Here is a 15453-nt window from a genome sequence, read left to right as displayed (position 1 = left end):
GCGTTCCTGTCCATGCCGCACTCTTCCGGGGGACGGCCCCCGCGCGCACGGCCGCTGACACGGCGCCAGGTCCTGACCACCGCGGCCGGCGGGGCGGTGGCGCTCCCGCCGGCGCCGGCCCGTGCGCTCCCCCGCCGGGCCCGGGTGCGGACGGGCTTCGACCGGCTGGCCGGGGAGGGGTTCGCCCGGCTCGCGGGGCGGCGCGTGGGCGTCGTCACCAACCCGACCGGGGTCACGGCCGGCCTCCGCCACATCGTCGACGTGCTGCACGAGGACGACCGGGTCGACCTCCGGGCCGTGTTCGGGCCGGAGCACGGCTTCCGGGGCACGGCGCAGGCCGGGGGCTCGGAGGGCTCGTACCGCGACCCGGCGACGGGGCTGCCGGTGCACGACACCTACGGGCGGGGCCCCCGGCAGCTCGCGGAGACCTTCGCCCGCGCCGGCGTGGACACGGTCGTCTTCGACATCCAGGACGTGGGGACCCGCTGCTACACCTACATCTGGACGCTCTACGACTGCATGGCCGCCGCCGCCCTCGCGGGTGTCCGCCTGATGGTCCTGGACCGGCCCAACCCCCTGACGGGGCGCGGGGCGTACGGGCCGGTGCTCGACCGCGCCCTGGCCTCGGGCGTGGGGCGGGAGCCCCTCGCGCTGATGCACGGCATGACCGTCGCCGAGCTGGCGCTGCTGTTCGACGGGGAGTACCTGGGCGGGGCCGTGCGGCCGGAGACGGTCCGGATGACGGGCTGGCGGCGCGGCGACTTCTTCGACGCGACCGGGCTGCCCTGGGTGCCGCCGAGCCCCAACATGCCCACCCCCGACACGGCGCTCGCCTACGCGGGCACCTGCCTGTTCGAGGGCACCAACCTCTCCGAGGGCCGCGGCACGACCCGCCCCTTCGAGCTGCTCGGCGCGGAGGGCATCGACCACCGGTGGGCGGAGGCGGCGAACGCCCTGGGACTGCCGGGGGTGCGGTTCCGGGAGGCGTACGCGGTGCCGGTGTTCTCGAAGTTCCAGGGGCGGACGATCGGGGGCGTCCAGCTCCATGTGTACGACCGCCGGGTGTACGACCCCGTACGGACGGGGGTGGGGCTGCTGGTGACGGCGAAGCGGGTGTGGGGCGGGTTCGGGTGGCGGGCGGACGGGTGGGTGGACCGGGTGGCGGGGACGGACTCGGTGCGGCGGGTGGTGTCGGCGGGGGGTTCTGTGGACGAGGTGGTGGGGGCGTGGGGTGGGGGGTTGGCGGGGTTCCGTGAGGTGCGGGGGCGGTATTTGCTGTACTGACGCGGTGCCGTGGTGCGGGCCGCTGCGCGGGGCCTTTCCCCAGCCCCGCCCCTTCCCGGAACCGGGGAGATCCCCGGGCCCCCGTTCCGCGCTTCGCGCGGTGTCCTCAAGCGCCGGACGGGCTGATTTTCAGCCTGTCCGGCGTTTGAGGCGGAGCCCCGGTATCGGGAAGGGGCGGGGTGGGGAACAAGCCCGCCGCAGGCGCACTCCGCCCGCCACCCCGACCCCGCCGGTAGGGCAGCCCCCACCCCCCGCCCGGGGGCCGATCGGATGGTCCCGCCGCCACCCTCACCGGCACCGTGGAAGGGCAGTCGACCCGTCCACCCACCCTCCGAAGGAGGGAACCATGGCATTCCCACGCCGCCCGGCTCTCCTGCTCGCCGCCCTGCTCACCCTGGGCTCACTGACCGCGGCCAACACCGCCACCGCCACCACGACCGACCCCGTCCCCGCCCTCACCCGGGCCGCCCACCCCCTCCGCACCACCGAGCCCAAGGGCCCGACCGGCGATCTCCGGCCGCTGGGGCGCATGATCGGTGACGCGAAGGTCGTCGGGCTCGGCGAGGCCACGCACAGCTCGCACGAGTTCTTCGCCAACAAGCACCGCGTCCTGCGCCACCTGGTGGAGGAGAAGGGGTTCACCGCCTTCGCCCTGGAGGCGAACTGGAGCTCCGGGCTGCGGATCGACGACTACGTCGTCCACGGCAAGGGCGACATCCGGAAGATCATGCGGGAGGAGTTCCAGGACGCGTACCGCCTGTGGAACACCCGCGAGTACCTGGACCTGATCGAGTGGATGCGCGCGTACAACGCACAGCACTCGCGGAAGGTCCACTTCGTGGGCAACGACGCGGCCTACGCGGGCCCGGAGCCCTTCGACCGGGTGACGGACTACGTCCGCGCACACCACCCGGCGCTGCTGCCCCGCCTCACCGAGCTGTACCGCGCGCAGCGGCCCGTCCCCGGGGTGAGCGTGGCCGACGCCATGAAGGGCATGCTCAAGCGCCCGCTCGGCGAGCGGCTGACCATGGCCGCCGACGCGCGCACCGCCCTCGATCTGCTGGCCGGGCAGCGGCCGGACGGCGACCGGCGGGAGTTCGAGCTCGCCGTGCAGCACGCGCGGGCGATCTCGCAGGTGGCCGGGATGTACGTCTTCGACCTCGACGACCCGAAGGGGGTCGCCGACTGCATGCGTTACCGCGACGAGGTGATGGCCGCCAACACCGCCTGGTGGCACGAGCGGACGGGCGCCAAGGTCCTGCTGTCGGCGCACAACGCCCACGTCTCGTACGTGACCGACGACCCGGGGAGCTACCCCAAGATGCAGGGCGCGTTCCTCCGGGACCGGCTGGGCCGCGGCTACGTCAACGTCCGGCTGACGTTCGACAACGGCTCGTTCAACGCGATGGACGACGCGGGGCGTACGCGGGTGGTGACGCTGGAGCCCGCGCCCCCCGGCAACAACGAGCACACCCTCGACCGGGTGCCGCACCGCGACTACGTCCTGGACATGCGCACCGCGCCCGCCCCGGCCCGGAAGTGGCTGGAAGAGGCCCGGCCCACGCGCAACATCGGCACGTCCTACCCCGAACCGGACCGCAAGACGGCGCTGGCGTCCTCGTACGACATCCTCGTCCACCTGCACCGCGTCCGGGCGGCCGAGCTGCTGGCCCCTTAGCCGCGCCCCTCCCCCACACGGAAGCGTGAACGGGGTGGGAGAAGGCTGGACAGGCCCCCTTGACAGCGGGACGATGCGCGCACAGCGGACCGCCTCAAGGGGGACTTGCCATGGCGGGCATGTGTGTGGAGCCGTACTGGGAGCTGACGTTCGACGCCGCCGGGGACGTCCGGCCGGGTGACCGTGACGCGCTGATACGCGAGGCCGCCGGCACGGGGCTGACCGATCTGGTGGTGTTCGCGCACGGCTGGAACAACGAGCGGTCGACGGCCACCAGGCTGTACGACCGCTTCTTCGCGCCGTTCCCGCGACTGCTCGGCGGGGGCGGCGCGGCGGACGGGGCGCGGGTGGGCTACGCGGGGGTGTTCTGGCCGTCGATGCACTTCGCCGACGAGCCGGTCCCGGACTTCCCGGAGCACCGGGTGGCGGCCGTGTGCCCGCCCGCGCTCGACCCGGCCACCCGGCGGGCGCTGATCGAGGTCCTGCCCTGCGAGGAGGCGGTGGCCGACCGGCTGGCGGAGCTGCTGGCGCGCAGGCCGGAGGACCGGGCGTCCCTGGACGAGTTCGTGGCGCTCGCCCGCGGACTGGCGGTGCCGGGGCCGTCCGGCGTGGCGGCCGCGCGGGGCGGCCGGGACGCGGACGACCTCGGGGACGCCGTGCCCGCCATGCTCACCGACGACGCCCGGCGGGTGTGCGAGAGCTTCACGGCGGCCCTGGCGAGCGTGGGCGCCGTGCCGCCCGAGCTGTTCGGCGGCGGGCTGAAGAAGCTCTGGCACGGCGCCTACGAACTGCTCCGCCAGACCTCGTACTACACGATGAAGCGGCGCGCCGGGACGGTCGGCCAGGTGGGTCTGGGCCCCCTGCTCGGGGAGCTCGCCCGGTCCGCCCCCGGCCTGCGGGTGCATCTGGCGGGGCACAGCTTCGGCGCGCGCCTGGTGTCGTTCGCGCTGCGCGGGCTGCCGGCGGAGGCGGCGTGCGTCGCCTCGCTCACCCTGCTCCAGGGCGCCTTCTCGCACTACGCGTTCGCGCCCCGGCTGCCGTTCGCCTCGGACCGCGGCGGCGCGCTGGGCGGCCTGCACCGCAGGGTGCGGGGCCCGGTGGTGTGCTGTCACTCGCGCCACGACACGGCGCTGGGCGTGCTCTATCCGCTCGCGTCCCGGGTGTCCGGGGACGACGGCTCGCTGCTGGGTCTGGACGGTGCGCGGTGGGGTGCGATCGGGCACGGCGGCATCCAGGCGGTCGGCGGCTGCGCGCGGCTCTCGCTGCGGGAGGCGCTGAGCGGCGGGCTGCCGGCCGACGGCTGTGTGAACGTCGACGCGTCGGCGGTGGTCTCGCGCGGCGGGCCGCCGTCGGGCGCGCACAGCGACATCTGCCACACGGAACTGGCGCGGGTCGTCCTGCTGGCGGGGCGGATCGTCCGCTGACCGAAGCCCGCCGGTGTGTGCGACCTCTCCACATCTGTGCGCGACTTCGGGGTAGCAGAGCGGAGGCGGCCGCGTAGCGCGCCGACGGGATCCGGCCATGAGGGATCCGAATCGCGACGCGTTACGTCCCTTCCATGTCGATCCGTGTCCGCGCAGTCGGAGGTGGGATGCAGTGGCAGGTTTCAGAGCACTCGCACGAGAGGTGCGCAATCCACGGAACACCATCGCCTTGCGGCGGACCTCCCTGCGCAAGTGCCTCGAACGCTTCGCGCCGTACGGGCACCGGGCCACCTGGCACCACCTGTGCGCCCTGGCGGGGCTCGCCCCCGACGACCGGGCCCCCGACCCGGCCCTGCTGATCGCCGCGCTGACGGAGCTGGAGGAGGCCCGCGCGGTCTGGCTGGCGTACGAGGCGTCCTTCGCCGACCGCCGCAAGCGCGAGAAGCACGACGGCATCCGGCAGCCCAGCGCCCTGGACGACTGGCACCGCAACACCTGGGGCGGCTGTGACATCGTGCCCTGCGTGAGCCCCACGGTCTTCCCGGCCCCGCGGCTGGCCGACGTCCTGCGCCGGGTGATCGCCGCGATGGAGGCGGGCCCCGGTGACGCCTGCCCGGTGTGCTCGCAGGAGCGGCTCGAATGGCGCTGCGATCTGGAGCGGTACCCGATGGAGGGCCCCGTCTGCGCGGACTGCGGCATCGTGGTGCCGGTGCCCGTGCTCTCCTCCGGGGCGCTGGTCGCGGCCCGCCGCCGCGCGTTCGCCGACCGGTACGCGGCCGTGTGAACCGGCCGCCGGTGAGACGGCCGGCCGCCACCGGGAGGGTAGTGACCGCCGCCCGGTCGTGGTGCGAGGATGCCCGCGCACGGCGACATCGGGCGACGAGAAGGCGGACGGCATGACGCAGCTGCACGATCTGACCGCGTTGGAGCAAGGGGAGGCGGTGCGGGCGGGGAAGATCTCCCCCGTCGAGCTGACCGAGCACTATCTGGACCGGGTGGAGCGGCTGGACGCCACCGTGGGGGCGTTCGTCACCGTCACCCCCGAGATCGCCCGCAAGCAGGCGGCCGACGCCGAGAGCGAGGCGGCGGCCGCCCGCCGGGAGGGGCGGCCGCTGCCCCCGCTGCACGGGGTGCCGGTGCCGGTGAAGGACCTCAACTACGTGGCCGGGGTGCGGTGCACGATGGGGTCGGCGACGCTGGCCGATCACGTGCCGGCCGTGGACGACCACGTGGTGCGGCGCCTGCGAGAAGCAGGAACGATCCTGCTCGGCAAGACCAACACCCCGGAGTTCGGGCTGCCCCCGCACACGGAGAACGACATCGCGCCGCCCGCCCGTACGCCCTGGGACCTCGGCCGGTCGGCGGGCGGTTCGAGCGGCGGGGCGGCGGCCGCGGTCGCGGCGGGTCTCGCGCCGCTCGCGCACGCCAGCGACGGCGGCGGCTCCATCCGCATACCCGCGTCGGCCTGCGGGCTGTTCGGCATCAAGCCCAGCCGGGGCAGGGTGAGTTCGGGGCCGGTCCTGCACGATGTCACCGGGCTCGCCACCTCCGGCCCGCTGGCCCGTACGGTCGCGGACGCGGCCGCGCTCCTCGACGTCTTCGCGGGGACGGAACCCGGCGATCCGTACACCGCGCCCTCGCTGCCGCCGGGCGAGACGTTCGCGGCCGCGGCGCGGCGCGCCCCCGGCAGACTGCGGGTGGCCGTCTTCACCCGGCCGCCGGTGCCGGGGGTCGAGGCGCACCCCGAGTGCGTCCGGGCCGCGGAGGAGACGGCCGGGCTGCTGCGGGAGCTCGGCCACACGGTCGAGGAGGTGGCGCTGCCGGACGATCCGGCCCTGGGCGAGGCGTTCACGCGCGTCTGGGAGATCGTGGCCGCGATACGGCCGGTGCCGGAGGGGCGCGAGGAGCTGCTGACGCCCTTCACCCGGCTGCTGCGGGAGCGGGGCGGCCGGGTCGGCGGCGCGGAGTTCGCCACCGCCATGTACCGGCTGCGGGCCGTGGGCCAGCTGATCGCCGACGTGCTCCAGGCGCCCGGCGCCGGTTACGACGTGCTGCTGTCCCCGACGCTGGCGACCCCGCCGCTGCCGGTGGGGGGCTTGCGCGACGACGCGGACCCGGCGGCGGAGTTCGCCGCGCTGCTGCCGTTCACGCCGTTCACGCCGCTCTGCAACGCGACCGGGCAGCCGGCGGTGAGCGTGCCGTCGCACTGGACCGAGGAGGGGCTGCCGATCGGGGTCATGCTGGCCGGCCGGTACGGCGCGGAGACGACGCTGATCTCGCTGTCGGCACAGCTGGAGGAGGCCAGGCCCTGGGCGGGCCGCCATCCCGGGATGTGGTGACGCGGCGGCCCCGGGATGTCGTGACCCGGCGGGGCCGCCCGGGTGCGCCGCTCAGACGCGGCGCTCGACCAGCAGCCGCGAGCCGCTGCCGAACTGACCGATGCGGTCGTCCGGGTTGGACAGCACACAGCTCTCCAGCGACAGGCAGCCGCAGCCGATGCAGCCGTCCAGGTGGTCCCGCAGCCGTCCCAGCTGCTGGATACGGGCGTCCAGTTCGCCCCGCCAGGCCTCGGAGAGCCGCGCCCAGTCCTCGTGGTTGGGCGTGCGCTCGTCGGGCAGCTCGGCGAGCGCCTCCCGGATGGTCGCGAGCGGGATGCCGACCCGCTGCGCGGCCCGGATGAAGGCGACCCGGCGCAGGGTGTCGCGGTCGAAGCGGCGCTGGTTGCCGGCCGTGCGACGGCTGCTGATCAGGCCCTTCGACTCGTAGAAGTGCAGTGCGGAGACGGCCGCGCCGCTGCGCGCGGACAGCTGGCCGACGGTGAGTTCCTGGACATCGATCGAAATCTGCGGCACGTCACGACCTTACGTCAGGGCGTGCGGTGGCCGACCATGCGCAGGACCAGGTCGGCGTAGAGCTCGCCCACCTCGTCCGGGGTGCGCTTGCCCTCCGCGTTGAACCAGCGGGCGACGTCGATGCACAGGGAGACGACGGCGAGGGTGGTACCGGGCACGTCCGGCACGGCGAAGTCGCCGGAGGCGACGCCGTCCTCGATGACGCCCCGGATCTCGGCGTCCGTCTCGCGCCGCAGCCCGACGATCTCGGCGTAGTGCTCCTCGCCGAGCGCCCCGAGCTCGTACTGCACGACGCGGGCGGTGGTGTGGTGCTCCGCGTGCCAGCGGACGAAGGCCCGCACGGCGTCGGCGAGGCGGGTGGCGGGGCCGGTGCCGGGGCGCTGGGCGCGCCGGAGCAGGTCGAGGGCGGCCCGGTGGCCGACGATGCTGATCCGGTAGAGGAGGTCCTCTTTGGTCCGGTAGTGGATGTAGAGCGCGGCGGGGCTCATACCGGCCCGGCCGGCGATGTCCCGGGTGGTGGTGGCGTGGTAGCCGCGCTCGGCGAAGGCCGCGACGGCGGCGGTCACCAGCCGTCGCGCGGCGTCCGGTGTGACGTCGGCCCACTCCTCGGTACGCTTCGGCTCCGCGCCCATTCCACGCCCCGCTCTTCCGGCCCCGCCACGGGCCCTCCGCCCGCGGGACGAACACCATACCCCGACCTGAGCAAGCGCTTAGGCGCCAGGACCCGGCCGGGCCGGGCGGGCGGCGCGCGTACGCCCCCGTCGGCGCGGGCATGCATACGGGACGGGCCCGCGGCGGGGCGGTGCGGCGGGCGGGGGAAGCGGAACGGGGAGGCTCGATGTCCGACGGCGGCCGGCACCCCGCTTCCCGCGCGCTGCCGTTCGCGGCTGCCGCGCTCACCGCGACCGTGGCGCTGTACATGGCGCTGGTCGCGTTCGGCAACATCACGGACTTCGGCACGAACCAGGAGTTCGTCCGGCACGTCCTGGCGATGGACACGACGTTCCAGGACGACGACCTGATGTGGCGGGCGGTCACCGACCGCGGGCTCCAGGACGCCGCCTACATCGCCATCATCGTGTGGGAGACGCTCACCGCGCTGGCGCTGCTCGCGGGGACGGCCCTGTGGGTGCGCGGGCTGGTCACGCGCGGGGGCCGGCGCCGCGGCTTCGGGGCGGCGCGGCGGGTCGGCACGCTGGGGCTGGTGATGGTGCTGCTGCTGTTCGGGATGGGGTTCCTCGCCATCGGCGGCGAGTGGTTCGCGATGTGGCAGTCCGCGAAGTGGAACGGCCTGGCGGCCGCCGCGCGCAACGTCACGCTGGGCGGCTTCGCGCTCGTCGTGATCCATCTGCCCCTCCCGGAGGGCCGGTCCGGCCCGGACCGCTGAGCGGCGCTCTCGGCGACCGGGCCGGAGCCGTCAGGGCTGCGGGAAGACCACCAGGGAGCGCCCGCCGCGCCCCGCGAGCATCGCGTCGAACGCCGCCGGGACGCCGTCGAGCCCGATGCGGTCCGTCACCAGCGCGGAGAGGTCGAAACGCCCGGCGCGCACATGCCCGGCGATCACGGGGAGGTCCTTCGCCGGGTCGCTGTTGCCGTAGACGCAGCCCGCTAGCGTACGCCCGAAGTGGAACAGCTCCAGGGCGGAGAAGACGACCCGCTGGTCCTGGCCGCCGATGCCGACGACGGTGGTGCGCCCGCCGCGGCGCGTGGACGACCACGCCGTACGGATCGTCTCCGCGCGGCCGACGCACTCGATCGCCACGTCCGCGCCGTGGCCGCCGGTGAGCCTGCGGACGGTCTTCGCGGTGTCGCCGTCGGCGCCCGCGACGACGAAGTCCGGTGGCCCCGGCGGCACGGGCCAGCGCCTCCTTCTCCGGCGAGACGTCGACGGCGACGATCGCCCCGGCGCCCGCGATACGCGCCGCCTGGAGGGTGGCGAGCCCGACGCCGCCGACGCCGTACACGGCGACGGTCTCGCCGGAGCGGACCCGGGCGCTGTGGTGCACGGCGCCGTAGCCCGTGAGCACGGCGCACCCGAGCAGCGCCGCCTCGGCGAGCGGCACCCCGTCCGGCAGGGGCAGCACGGCGTTCGCCCGGACGACGGTCTCCTCGGCGAAGACCGCGGTGCCCAGCGCCGGGTGGAGCGGGGTGCCGTCGGCGGCGAGCGTGGCGTACGGGGTCGTGGTGGCCCCGGCCGCGTCGGCGCACAGCCAGGGCTCCCCGAGCCCGCAGAAGTGGCAGGCGCCGCAGGAGGGTGCCCAGTTGAGGATCACCCGGTCGCCGGGCGCCACATGGCCGACGCCCTCGCCGACGGCGGTCACGGTGCCCGCGCCCTCGTGGCCGAGGACGGCCGGTACGGGCTGCCGCAGCGTGCCGTTCGACAGCGAGAGGTCGGAGTGGCACACCCCGGCGGCGGCGAGGGCGATCCGCACCTGGCCGGGGCCGGGCGCGGGCAGGTCGATCTCGGCCGTCCGCGGGGGCTCGCCCACGGCGGTCAGTACGACGGCGCGGACCATGTCGGTCCCTTCTCCTGCGGGGTCGGGGGCACCATCGGCGTCGGGACCGACGGAGGACGTCGGGGAACCGTCAGAACTGGAGCGACTTGGTGTGCAGGTACTCCGCCAGGCCGTGCGGGCCCAGCTCGCGGCCGACACCCGACCGCTTGTGGCCGCCGAAGGGCGCGAGGAGGTTGAAGCCGCCGCCGTTGATGTCGACCTGGCCGGTGTCCATGCGGCGGGCGAAGGCCGCGGCCGTGGCCTCGTCGGCGGCCCAGACGGCGCCGCCCAGCCCGTAGTCGGAGTCGTTGGCGATGCGGGCGGCCTCGTCCTCGTCGGTGTACTTGATGAAGGTGAGGACCGGGCCGAAGATCTCCTCCCGGGCGATCGTCATCTCCGGGGTGACGTCGGCGAAGACGGTCGGGCGGACGAAGTAGCCCTTGTCGAGGCCCTCGGGGGCCTCGGAGCCGCCGGTGGCGAGCCGCGCGCCCTCCGCGACGCCCTTGTCGATGTAGTCGCGGACGCGGGCGTGCTGCCGGGCGTTGACCACCGGGCCGAGGCGGACCTCGGGGTCGGCCGGGTCGCCGGGGACGTATGCCCCGACGGCGGCGACCGCGAGGGCGACGGCCTCCTCGTACCGGTCCGCGTGGACGAGCGTGCGCGTCAGGGCGTTGCAGGACTGCCCGGTGTTGCGGCAGACGTCGGCGACGTTGGCGGTGACGGCCTTCTCCAGGTCGGCGCCGGGGAGGATGACGTTCGCGGACTTGCCGCCCAGTTCGAGCGCGACGCGCTTGACGGCGCCACCGGCGATCGCGCCGATCCGCCTGCCGACGGCGGTCGAGCCGGTGAAGGAGACCAGGTCGACGCCGGGGTGCTCGGCGAGCGCCTGGCCGGCGACCGGGCCGAGGCCGGTGACGAGGTTGAAGACGCCCGCCGGGAGGCCCGCGGCGTGCACGCACTCCGCGAACAGCCGCGCGGTGAGCGGGGTGTCCTCGGCGGGCTTGAGGACGAGGGTGCAGCCCGCGGCGAGCGCCGGGGCGACCTTGGCGACGATCTGGTGGAGCGGGTAGTTCCAGGGGGTGATGGCACCGACGACCCCGACCGGCACGTGCAGCACCGTCGAATTGCCGATCCGCTCCTCGAAGGGGTGGGTGGCGGCGAGCTCCGCGTACGAGCCGGCGACGGCGATCGGCAGGCCGGTGTGGACGCGGCGGGCGAAACCGGCGGGCGAGCCGAGTTCGGCCGTGACGGTGGCCGCGATCTCGTCCGCGCGGGCCTCCAGGGCGTCGCGCAGCGCGGTCAGGTGCTCGGCCCGCCGCGCGGGCGGGGTGGCGGACCAGCCGGGCAGCGCGGCGCGGGCGGCGCGCACGGCGGCGTCGACGTCCTCCGCGGTGCCGGCCGGTACGGTACCGATGACCTGCTCGTCGGCCGGGTTCACGACCTCGATCGTGCCGGTGCCGGCGGCGGGCCGCCAGGCTCCGTCGATGTACATGCCGTCGTGCGCGCTCACTGGCCATCTCCTTGCGGTGTCGGTCTCCCGGAGCCCCGTGACGGACCCCGAACCCCCGTGCCGTCTCAACCTAATGGGGATGACCGGGACACACCAGAGGCATCCGTTCCGGTACGGCCGGTAACAGGTCGGCGCCGACGCGCGGCCCGCCGGCGCTGATCCATTGACGCGCCCGGCGCGGAATCCTACGGTCTCCCATAGGAATCCATCGGCGCTGGGAGCACGCGATGAGCGACACGGGCAACGGACACGCGCGGACGCCGGCCGGGGAGCCGGCGTATCTGTCCGGGTTCGGCAACGAGCACAGCAGCGAGGCGGTACCCGGCGCGCTTCCGGAAGGCCGGAACTCGCCGCAGCGGGCCCCGCTCGGGCTCTACGCGGAGCAGCTGAGCGGCACCGCCTTCACCGAGCCCCGGCGGAACAACCGGCGGTCGTGGCTCTACCGGATCCGGCCCTCCGCCGCCCACCCGCCCTTCACCCGGACCGGCAACGGCGCCCTCGGCGGCGCGCCCTTCGCCGACGCCGTGCCCGACCCCAACCGGCTGCGCTGGGACCCGCTGCCCGAGCCCGCCGAGGGCACCGACTTCGTCAGCGGCCTGTGGACCCTGGGCGGCAACGGCGACGTCACCCAGCGCGCGGGCATGGCCGTGCACCTCTACACCGCCAACGCCTCGATGACGGACCGGGTGTTCAGCGACTCCGACGGCGAGCTGCTGATCGTCCCCGAGCACGGCGCGCTGCTGCTGCGCACCGAGTTCGGGCTGCTGCGCGCCGCGCCGGGCGAGGTGGCGCTGATCCCGCGCGGGGTGCGGTTCCGGGTGGAGCTGCCGGACGGCACCGCGCGCGGCTACGTCTGCGAGAACTACGGCCAGCCCTTCGTCCTCCCCGACCTCGGGCCGATCGGCGCCAACGGCCTGGCCAACGCCCGGGACTTCCGCGCGCCGGTCGCGGCCTACGAGGACGTGGAGCGCCCGGTCGAGGTGGTCAACAAGTTCTGCGGGAACCTCTGGGCCGCCACCTACGACCACTCGCCGCTGGACGTCGTCGCCTGGCACGGCAACCTCGTGCCGTACGTCTACGACCTGCGCCGCTTCAACGTCATCGGCTCGATCAGCTACGACCACCCGGACCCGTCCATCTTCACCGTGCTCACCTCGCCCTCGGACACCCCGGGGCTGGCCGGCGTCGACTTCGTGGTTTTCGCGCCGCGCTGGCTGGTGGGCGAGGACACCTTCCGGCCGCCGTACTTCCACCGGAACGTGATGAGCGAGTACATGGGCCTGATCGAGGGCGCGTACGACGCCAAGGCCGCCGGCAAGGGGGGCTTCGTCCCCGGCGGCGGCTCGCTGCACAACATGATGTCCGCGCACGGCCCCGACCGGGAGACCTTCGACAAGGCGAGCGCGGCCGAGCTGAAGCCGCACAAGGTGGACGACGGCCTCGCCTTCATGTTCGAGACGCGCTGGCCGATCACCGTGACGGAGCAGGCCCGGACCGCCCGCCACCTCCAGGCGCGTTACGACGCGGTGTGGCAGGGTCTGGAACGCCATTTCCGCCAGTGAGGGAGTTTCCGTGACCACCTTCGCCCCCGACTCCCTCGCCCTCAACCGCAAGCTGCCGCTGTGGTACCAGGTGTCGCAGTCGCTGCGCGCCTCCATACTCGGGCGCCGTGCCGGCGACCCCTTGCGGCTGCCCACCGAGGACGCCCTCGCCGCGCACTACGGCGTCAGCGTCCTGACCATGCGGCAGGCGCTCAAGGAACTGGAGGCGGAGGGGCTGATCAGCCGGCACCGGCGGCGCGGCACGTTCATCGAGCCGAGCGCCCGGCGGGGCTCGCCCGTGCGGCTGCTCGGCTCGGTGGACACCATCGTGGCCCAGCAGTCCGGCGAGCGCACGGAGGTGCTGGAGCACGGCCCGGAGAAGATCCCGGCGGAGCTGGCCGAGCACTTCCCGGACCTGGAGGAGGCGGTGTCCTACCGGCGGCTGCGCTGCGACGAGTCGACGGGCGAGCCGACGAACTGGGCGGAGAACCTCGTACGCCCCGAGCTCGCCGCCCGCATCGACCTCGCGGACCTCACCCGCTGGCCGATGACGAAGGTGCTGCGCGACGCCGTGGGCGTGACGATCAGCCGCATCACGGACACGGTGGAGGCGAGGCTGGCGGACCCGGAGACGGCCAAGCTGCTCCAGGTGCCGCTGCTCAGCCCGATCCTGCACTACACGGGCGTCACCTACGACGACCGCGGCCGGGCCGTCGACGTCGCCCGGATCCGCTACCGGGGCGACCGCTTCTCGTTCACGGTCACGCTGGACGCGCACTGAGGGCTCCGCCCCGGGGCGCACCGGTCGGGGGTCGTGATGGGCGGCGGCGCGGACGGGGTCACGGTGGCGCGGGATTCCGCGCCGGGACCGGTCCCGGGCCGGGGGTTCGCGGCGGGCATCACCGTGCCGGGCGGCGACAGGGGGCGTCCCCGTGGCGCCGGATCGGCCCCGGCGGTCGGGGGCCGTCATCACGGACCGACCCCCGGGCCACCGGACTCGCGGCGGGCATCACCGCGCCCACCGAACCCCCACCCGACGACCAAGTGCCGGCATCAGGGCCCGACCCGGGGCCGCACGCCAGGCGGCGGCGCGGAGGGCGTCACCGTGGCGCCGGACTCCGCGCCGACGCCTGGGCCACCAGGCTCACCGCGGGCATCACCGCACCCGCCGAACCCCCACCGATGACCAGGTGACGGCCTCAAGGGCCGGATCCCGGTCGCCGCGCTCGCGCCGGGCCGCGGCGTCCGCCGCTACGATGCCTCCGGCGACCGTGCGGCACCCGGCCGGAGTCCGCACCGGAACCATCACGAGAGTGCGCACAGGACAGTGAGGGACAAGCCTCGTGACCGCGACCCAGGACCCCGACGCGCCCCTGCTCGCCGATCTCATGCCGTGGTCGGTGGCCCCCTTGCGGGCGGGTCGGGCGTGGGTGCTGGCGCCCGACGCCGCGTCGCTGCGGGCCCGTTGGGCGGCGCTCGCGGCGGCGCCGGACGAGGCCGCGCGCACCGCGCTCTTCCGGCCGACCCGGGCCCGCGACCCGCGCAGCGCGGTCGCCCAGCTGCCCGGCCAGGCCACGCCCACCGGCCGCCTGGCGCGGGGCCCCGGGCCGTGCCCGGAGCCGGTGCGGGTCGCCCACGGCCCGTACGACCGGCAGTGGCTGCTGCCCGACCACCGGCTCCTCGACGCGGCGCGGCCGGAGCTGTGGCGGGTCACCGGCACGGCCGACGCGACCGGCACCGGTGACGGCACCGGACAGATCCACCTCCTGGAGCCGGCGCCGGGCACGGACGGCCCCGCGTTCTCGGCGCTGCTGCCGGACGGCCACTCCCCCGGCGGCCGGCCCGGCCGGATCCGCCCGCTCCACCGCCGCCCCGGCGGCACCGAGCCCAATCTCGCGCCCGGTCTCCTGAGCCACCTGTCCGCCCGGCTCGGCCGGGCCGTCTCCGCCGAGGACTTCCTGGCCTGGACCGCGACCGCCGCCACGCCCACGCGCGCCGGGCTCACCGTGCCGCTCACCGCCTCGCCCGAGCGGTGGGACGCGGGGGTCGCGCACGGCCGCCGCGCGCTGTGGCTGCACACCTACGGCGCGCGGTGCGCCCCCACGCCCGGCGAGCGCCCGCGCATGCCGGGCGGCAGACGCCCGTACGTCCGGGCGGCCCTGCCCACCGCCGGGCTGCCCGGCCGGCTGTCGTACGAACCGGCCGAGGAGACCCTGTGCCTGGGGGACGGCCGGATCGCGCCCGTACCGGAGGCGGCCTGGGAGGCACGGGCGGGCGGGGTGCGGGTGCTGGAGGACTGGTTCACCGCCCGGACCGCGGGGCCGGCCGAGCCCGGCACGCTGGAGGCGCTGCGGCCTTCGGTCTGGCAGCGGGAGTGGACGTCGGAGCTGCTGGAACTGATCACGGTGCTGTCGCTGCTGGCCGAACTCCGCGCGGAGGCGCCGGAGCCGCCGGAGGGACCACGGGTGGGGGCGGCCGAGCTCGCGCGGGCCGGCGTCCTGCCACCCCCGCCGTCCTCGCGTCGCCCCGCGTCCGTGCTGGACCACCAGGAAGAGGGCCCGGAGGGCCAGTTCGCCCTCCTGTGACCGGAGTTCCGGCCGGGGCCCGGGCCTTCCGGCGGTCCGGACCACAGCGCGGCGGACGCCGACGCGGGGGTCCGGGGACCTCCC

Annotated in this window: 12 protein-coding genes and 1 pseudogene; 9 read left to right on the top strand and 4 right to left on the bottom strand. The window is 75.3% G+C overall.

The window, feature by feature from the left end:
* Positions 1–12: 12 nt before the first annotated feature.
* The 5 genes from SMD11_RS26240 to SMD11_RS26220 all read left to right on the top strand — a co-directional run bounded on the left by SMD11_RS26240 (position 13) and on the right by SMD11_RS26220 (position 6725).
* Positions 13–1284, top strand: a complete 1272-nt coding sequence (locus SMD11_RS26240; protein WP_087928798.1) for an exo-beta-N-acetylmuramidase NamZ domain-containing protein — start codon at positions 13–15, stop codon at positions 1282–1284.
* 346 nt (positions 1285–1630) lie between these two features.
* Positions 1631–2962, top strand: a complete 1332-nt coding sequence (locus SMD11_RS26235; RefSeq protein WP_087928797.1) for an erythromycin esterase family protein — start codon at positions 1631–1633, stop codon at positions 2960–2962.
* Positions 2963–3072: 110 nt separating this feature from the next.
* On the top strand, positions 3073–4386 hold the full coding sequence (locus tag SMD11_RS26230) for a serine-threonine protein kinase (RefSeq protein ID WP_087928796.1): 1314 nt from the start codon (positions 3073–3075) through the stop codon (positions 4384–4386).
* 172 nt (positions 4387–4558) lie between these two features.
* Positions 4559–5170, top strand: coding sequence for a hypothetical protein (locus SMD11_RS26225; RefSeq protein ID WP_087928795.1), 612 nt, complete (start codon positions 4559–4561; stop codon positions 5168–5170).
* Between the two features lie 112 nt (positions 5171–5282).
* Positions 5283–6725 carry an amidase gene (locus SMD11_RS26220; RefSeq protein WP_087928794.1) on the top strand — a complete coding sequence of 481 codons (1443 nt, stop codon included), beginning with the start codon at positions 5283–5285 and terminating at the stop codon, positions 6723–6725.
* A gap of 51 nt (positions 6726–6776) precedes the next feature.
* Here SMD11_RS26220 and soxR read toward each other — a convergent pair whose 3' ends face one another.
* Complete coding sequence (gene soxR, locus SMD11_RS26215) at positions 6777–7238, bottom strand: redox-sensitive transcriptional activator SoxR (protein ID WP_087928793.1); 462 nt, start codon at positions 7236–7238, stop codon at positions 6777–6779.
* A 14-nt stretch (positions 7239–7252) separates the two neighbouring features.
* Positions 7253–7870 (bottom strand): TetR/AcrR family transcriptional regulator, encoded by a 618-nt coding sequence (locus tag SMD11_RS26210; RefSeq protein WP_087928792.1) that lies wholly within the window; start codon positions 7868–7870, stop codon positions 7253–7255.
* A gap of 206 nt (positions 7871–8076) precedes the next feature.
* Here SMD11_RS26210 and SMD11_RS26205 point away from each other — a divergent pair, with 206 nt between their 5' ends.
* Complete coding sequence (locus SMD11_RS26205; protein WP_087928791.1) at positions 8077–8625, top strand: DUF2165 domain-containing protein; 549 nt, start codon at positions 8077–8079, stop codon at positions 8623–8625.
* A 30-nt stretch (positions 8626–8655) separates the two neighbouring features.
* Here SMD11_RS26205 and SMD11_RS26200 read toward each other — a convergent pair.
* Together SMD11_RS26200 and SMD11_RS26195 are read right to left on the bottom strand one after the other, a co-directional pair.
* Positions 8656–9754 (bottom strand): annotated as a pseudogene (locus SMD11_RS26200) (zinc-binding dehydrogenase).
* A gap of 70 nt (positions 9755–9824) precedes the next feature.
* On the bottom strand, positions 9825–11243 hold the full coding sequence (locus SMD11_RS26195; protein WP_087928790.1) for an aldehyde dehydrogenase family protein: 1419 nt from the start codon (positions 11241–11243) through the stop codon (positions 9825–9827).
* Between the two features lie 227 nt (positions 11244–11470).
* On the opposite strand from SMD11_RS26195, the gene hmgA reads away from it, so the two are divergent.
* From hmgA to SMD11_RS26180, 3 genes are all read left to right on the top strand, one after another.
* Positions 11471–12805, top strand: a complete 1335-nt coding sequence (hmgA, locus tag SMD11_RS26190; RefSeq protein ID WP_087928789.1) for a homogentisate 1,2-dioxygenase — start codon at positions 11471–11473, stop codon at positions 12803–12805.
* 10 nt (positions 12806–12815) lie between these two features.
* A complete protein-coding gene (locus SMD11_RS26185) occupies positions 12816–13565 on the top strand; it encodes a GntR family transcriptional regulator (RefSeq protein ID WP_087928788.1) in 750 nt (249 codons plus the stop codon).
* 562 nt (positions 13566–14127) lie between these two features.
* The gene (locus tag SMD11_RS26180; RefSeq protein WP_087928787.1) at positions 14128–15369 is read left to right on the top strand and encodes a type ISP restriction/modification enzyme; all 1242 of its coding nucleotides are present in this window, start codon (positions 14128–14130) and stop codon (positions 15367–15369) included.
* The last annotated feature ends 84 nt before the right edge of the window (positions 15370–15453 follow it).

The sequence above is a fragment of the Streptomyces albireticuli genome (assembly GCF_002192455.1).
Taxonomy (GTDB): Bacteria; Actinomycetota; Actinomycetes; order Streptomycetales; family Streptomycetaceae; genus Streptomyces; species Streptomyces albireticuli_B.
Note: the sequence above shows the minus strand (reverse complement) of the source record. Positions and strands in the feature narration are given on the sequence as shown.

Bases quoted from the DNA above. Each gene is read 5' to 3' on its own strand.
- SMD11_RS26240 (WP_087928798.1), top strand. From the start codon at position 13: ATGCCGCACTCTTCCGGGGGACGGCCCCCGCGCGCACGGCCGCTGACA.
- SMD11_RS26235 (WP_087928797.1), top strand. From the start codon at position 1,631: ATGGCATTCCCACGCCGCCCGGCTCTCCTGCTCGCCGCCCTGCTCACC.
- SMD11_RS26230 (WP_087928796.1), top strand. From the start codon at position 3,073: ATGGCGGGCATGTGTGTGGAGCCGTACTGGGAGCTGACGTTCGACGCC.
- SMD11_RS26220 (WP_087928794.1), top strand. From the start codon at position 5,283: ATGACGCAGCTGCACGATCTGACCGCGTTGGAGCAAGGGGAGGCGGTG.
- SMD11_RS26210 (WP_087928792.1), bottom strand. From the start codon at position 7,870: ATGGGCGCGGAGCCGAAGCGTACCGAGGAGTGGGCCGACGTCACACCG.
- SMD11_RS26205 (WP_087928791.1), top strand. From the start codon at position 8,077: ATGTCCGACGGCGGCCGGCACCCCGCTTCCCGCGCGCTGCCGTTCGCG.
- hmgA (WP_087928789.1), top strand. From the start codon at position 11,471: ATGAGCGACACGGGCAACGGACACGCGCGGACGCCGGCCGGGGAGCCG.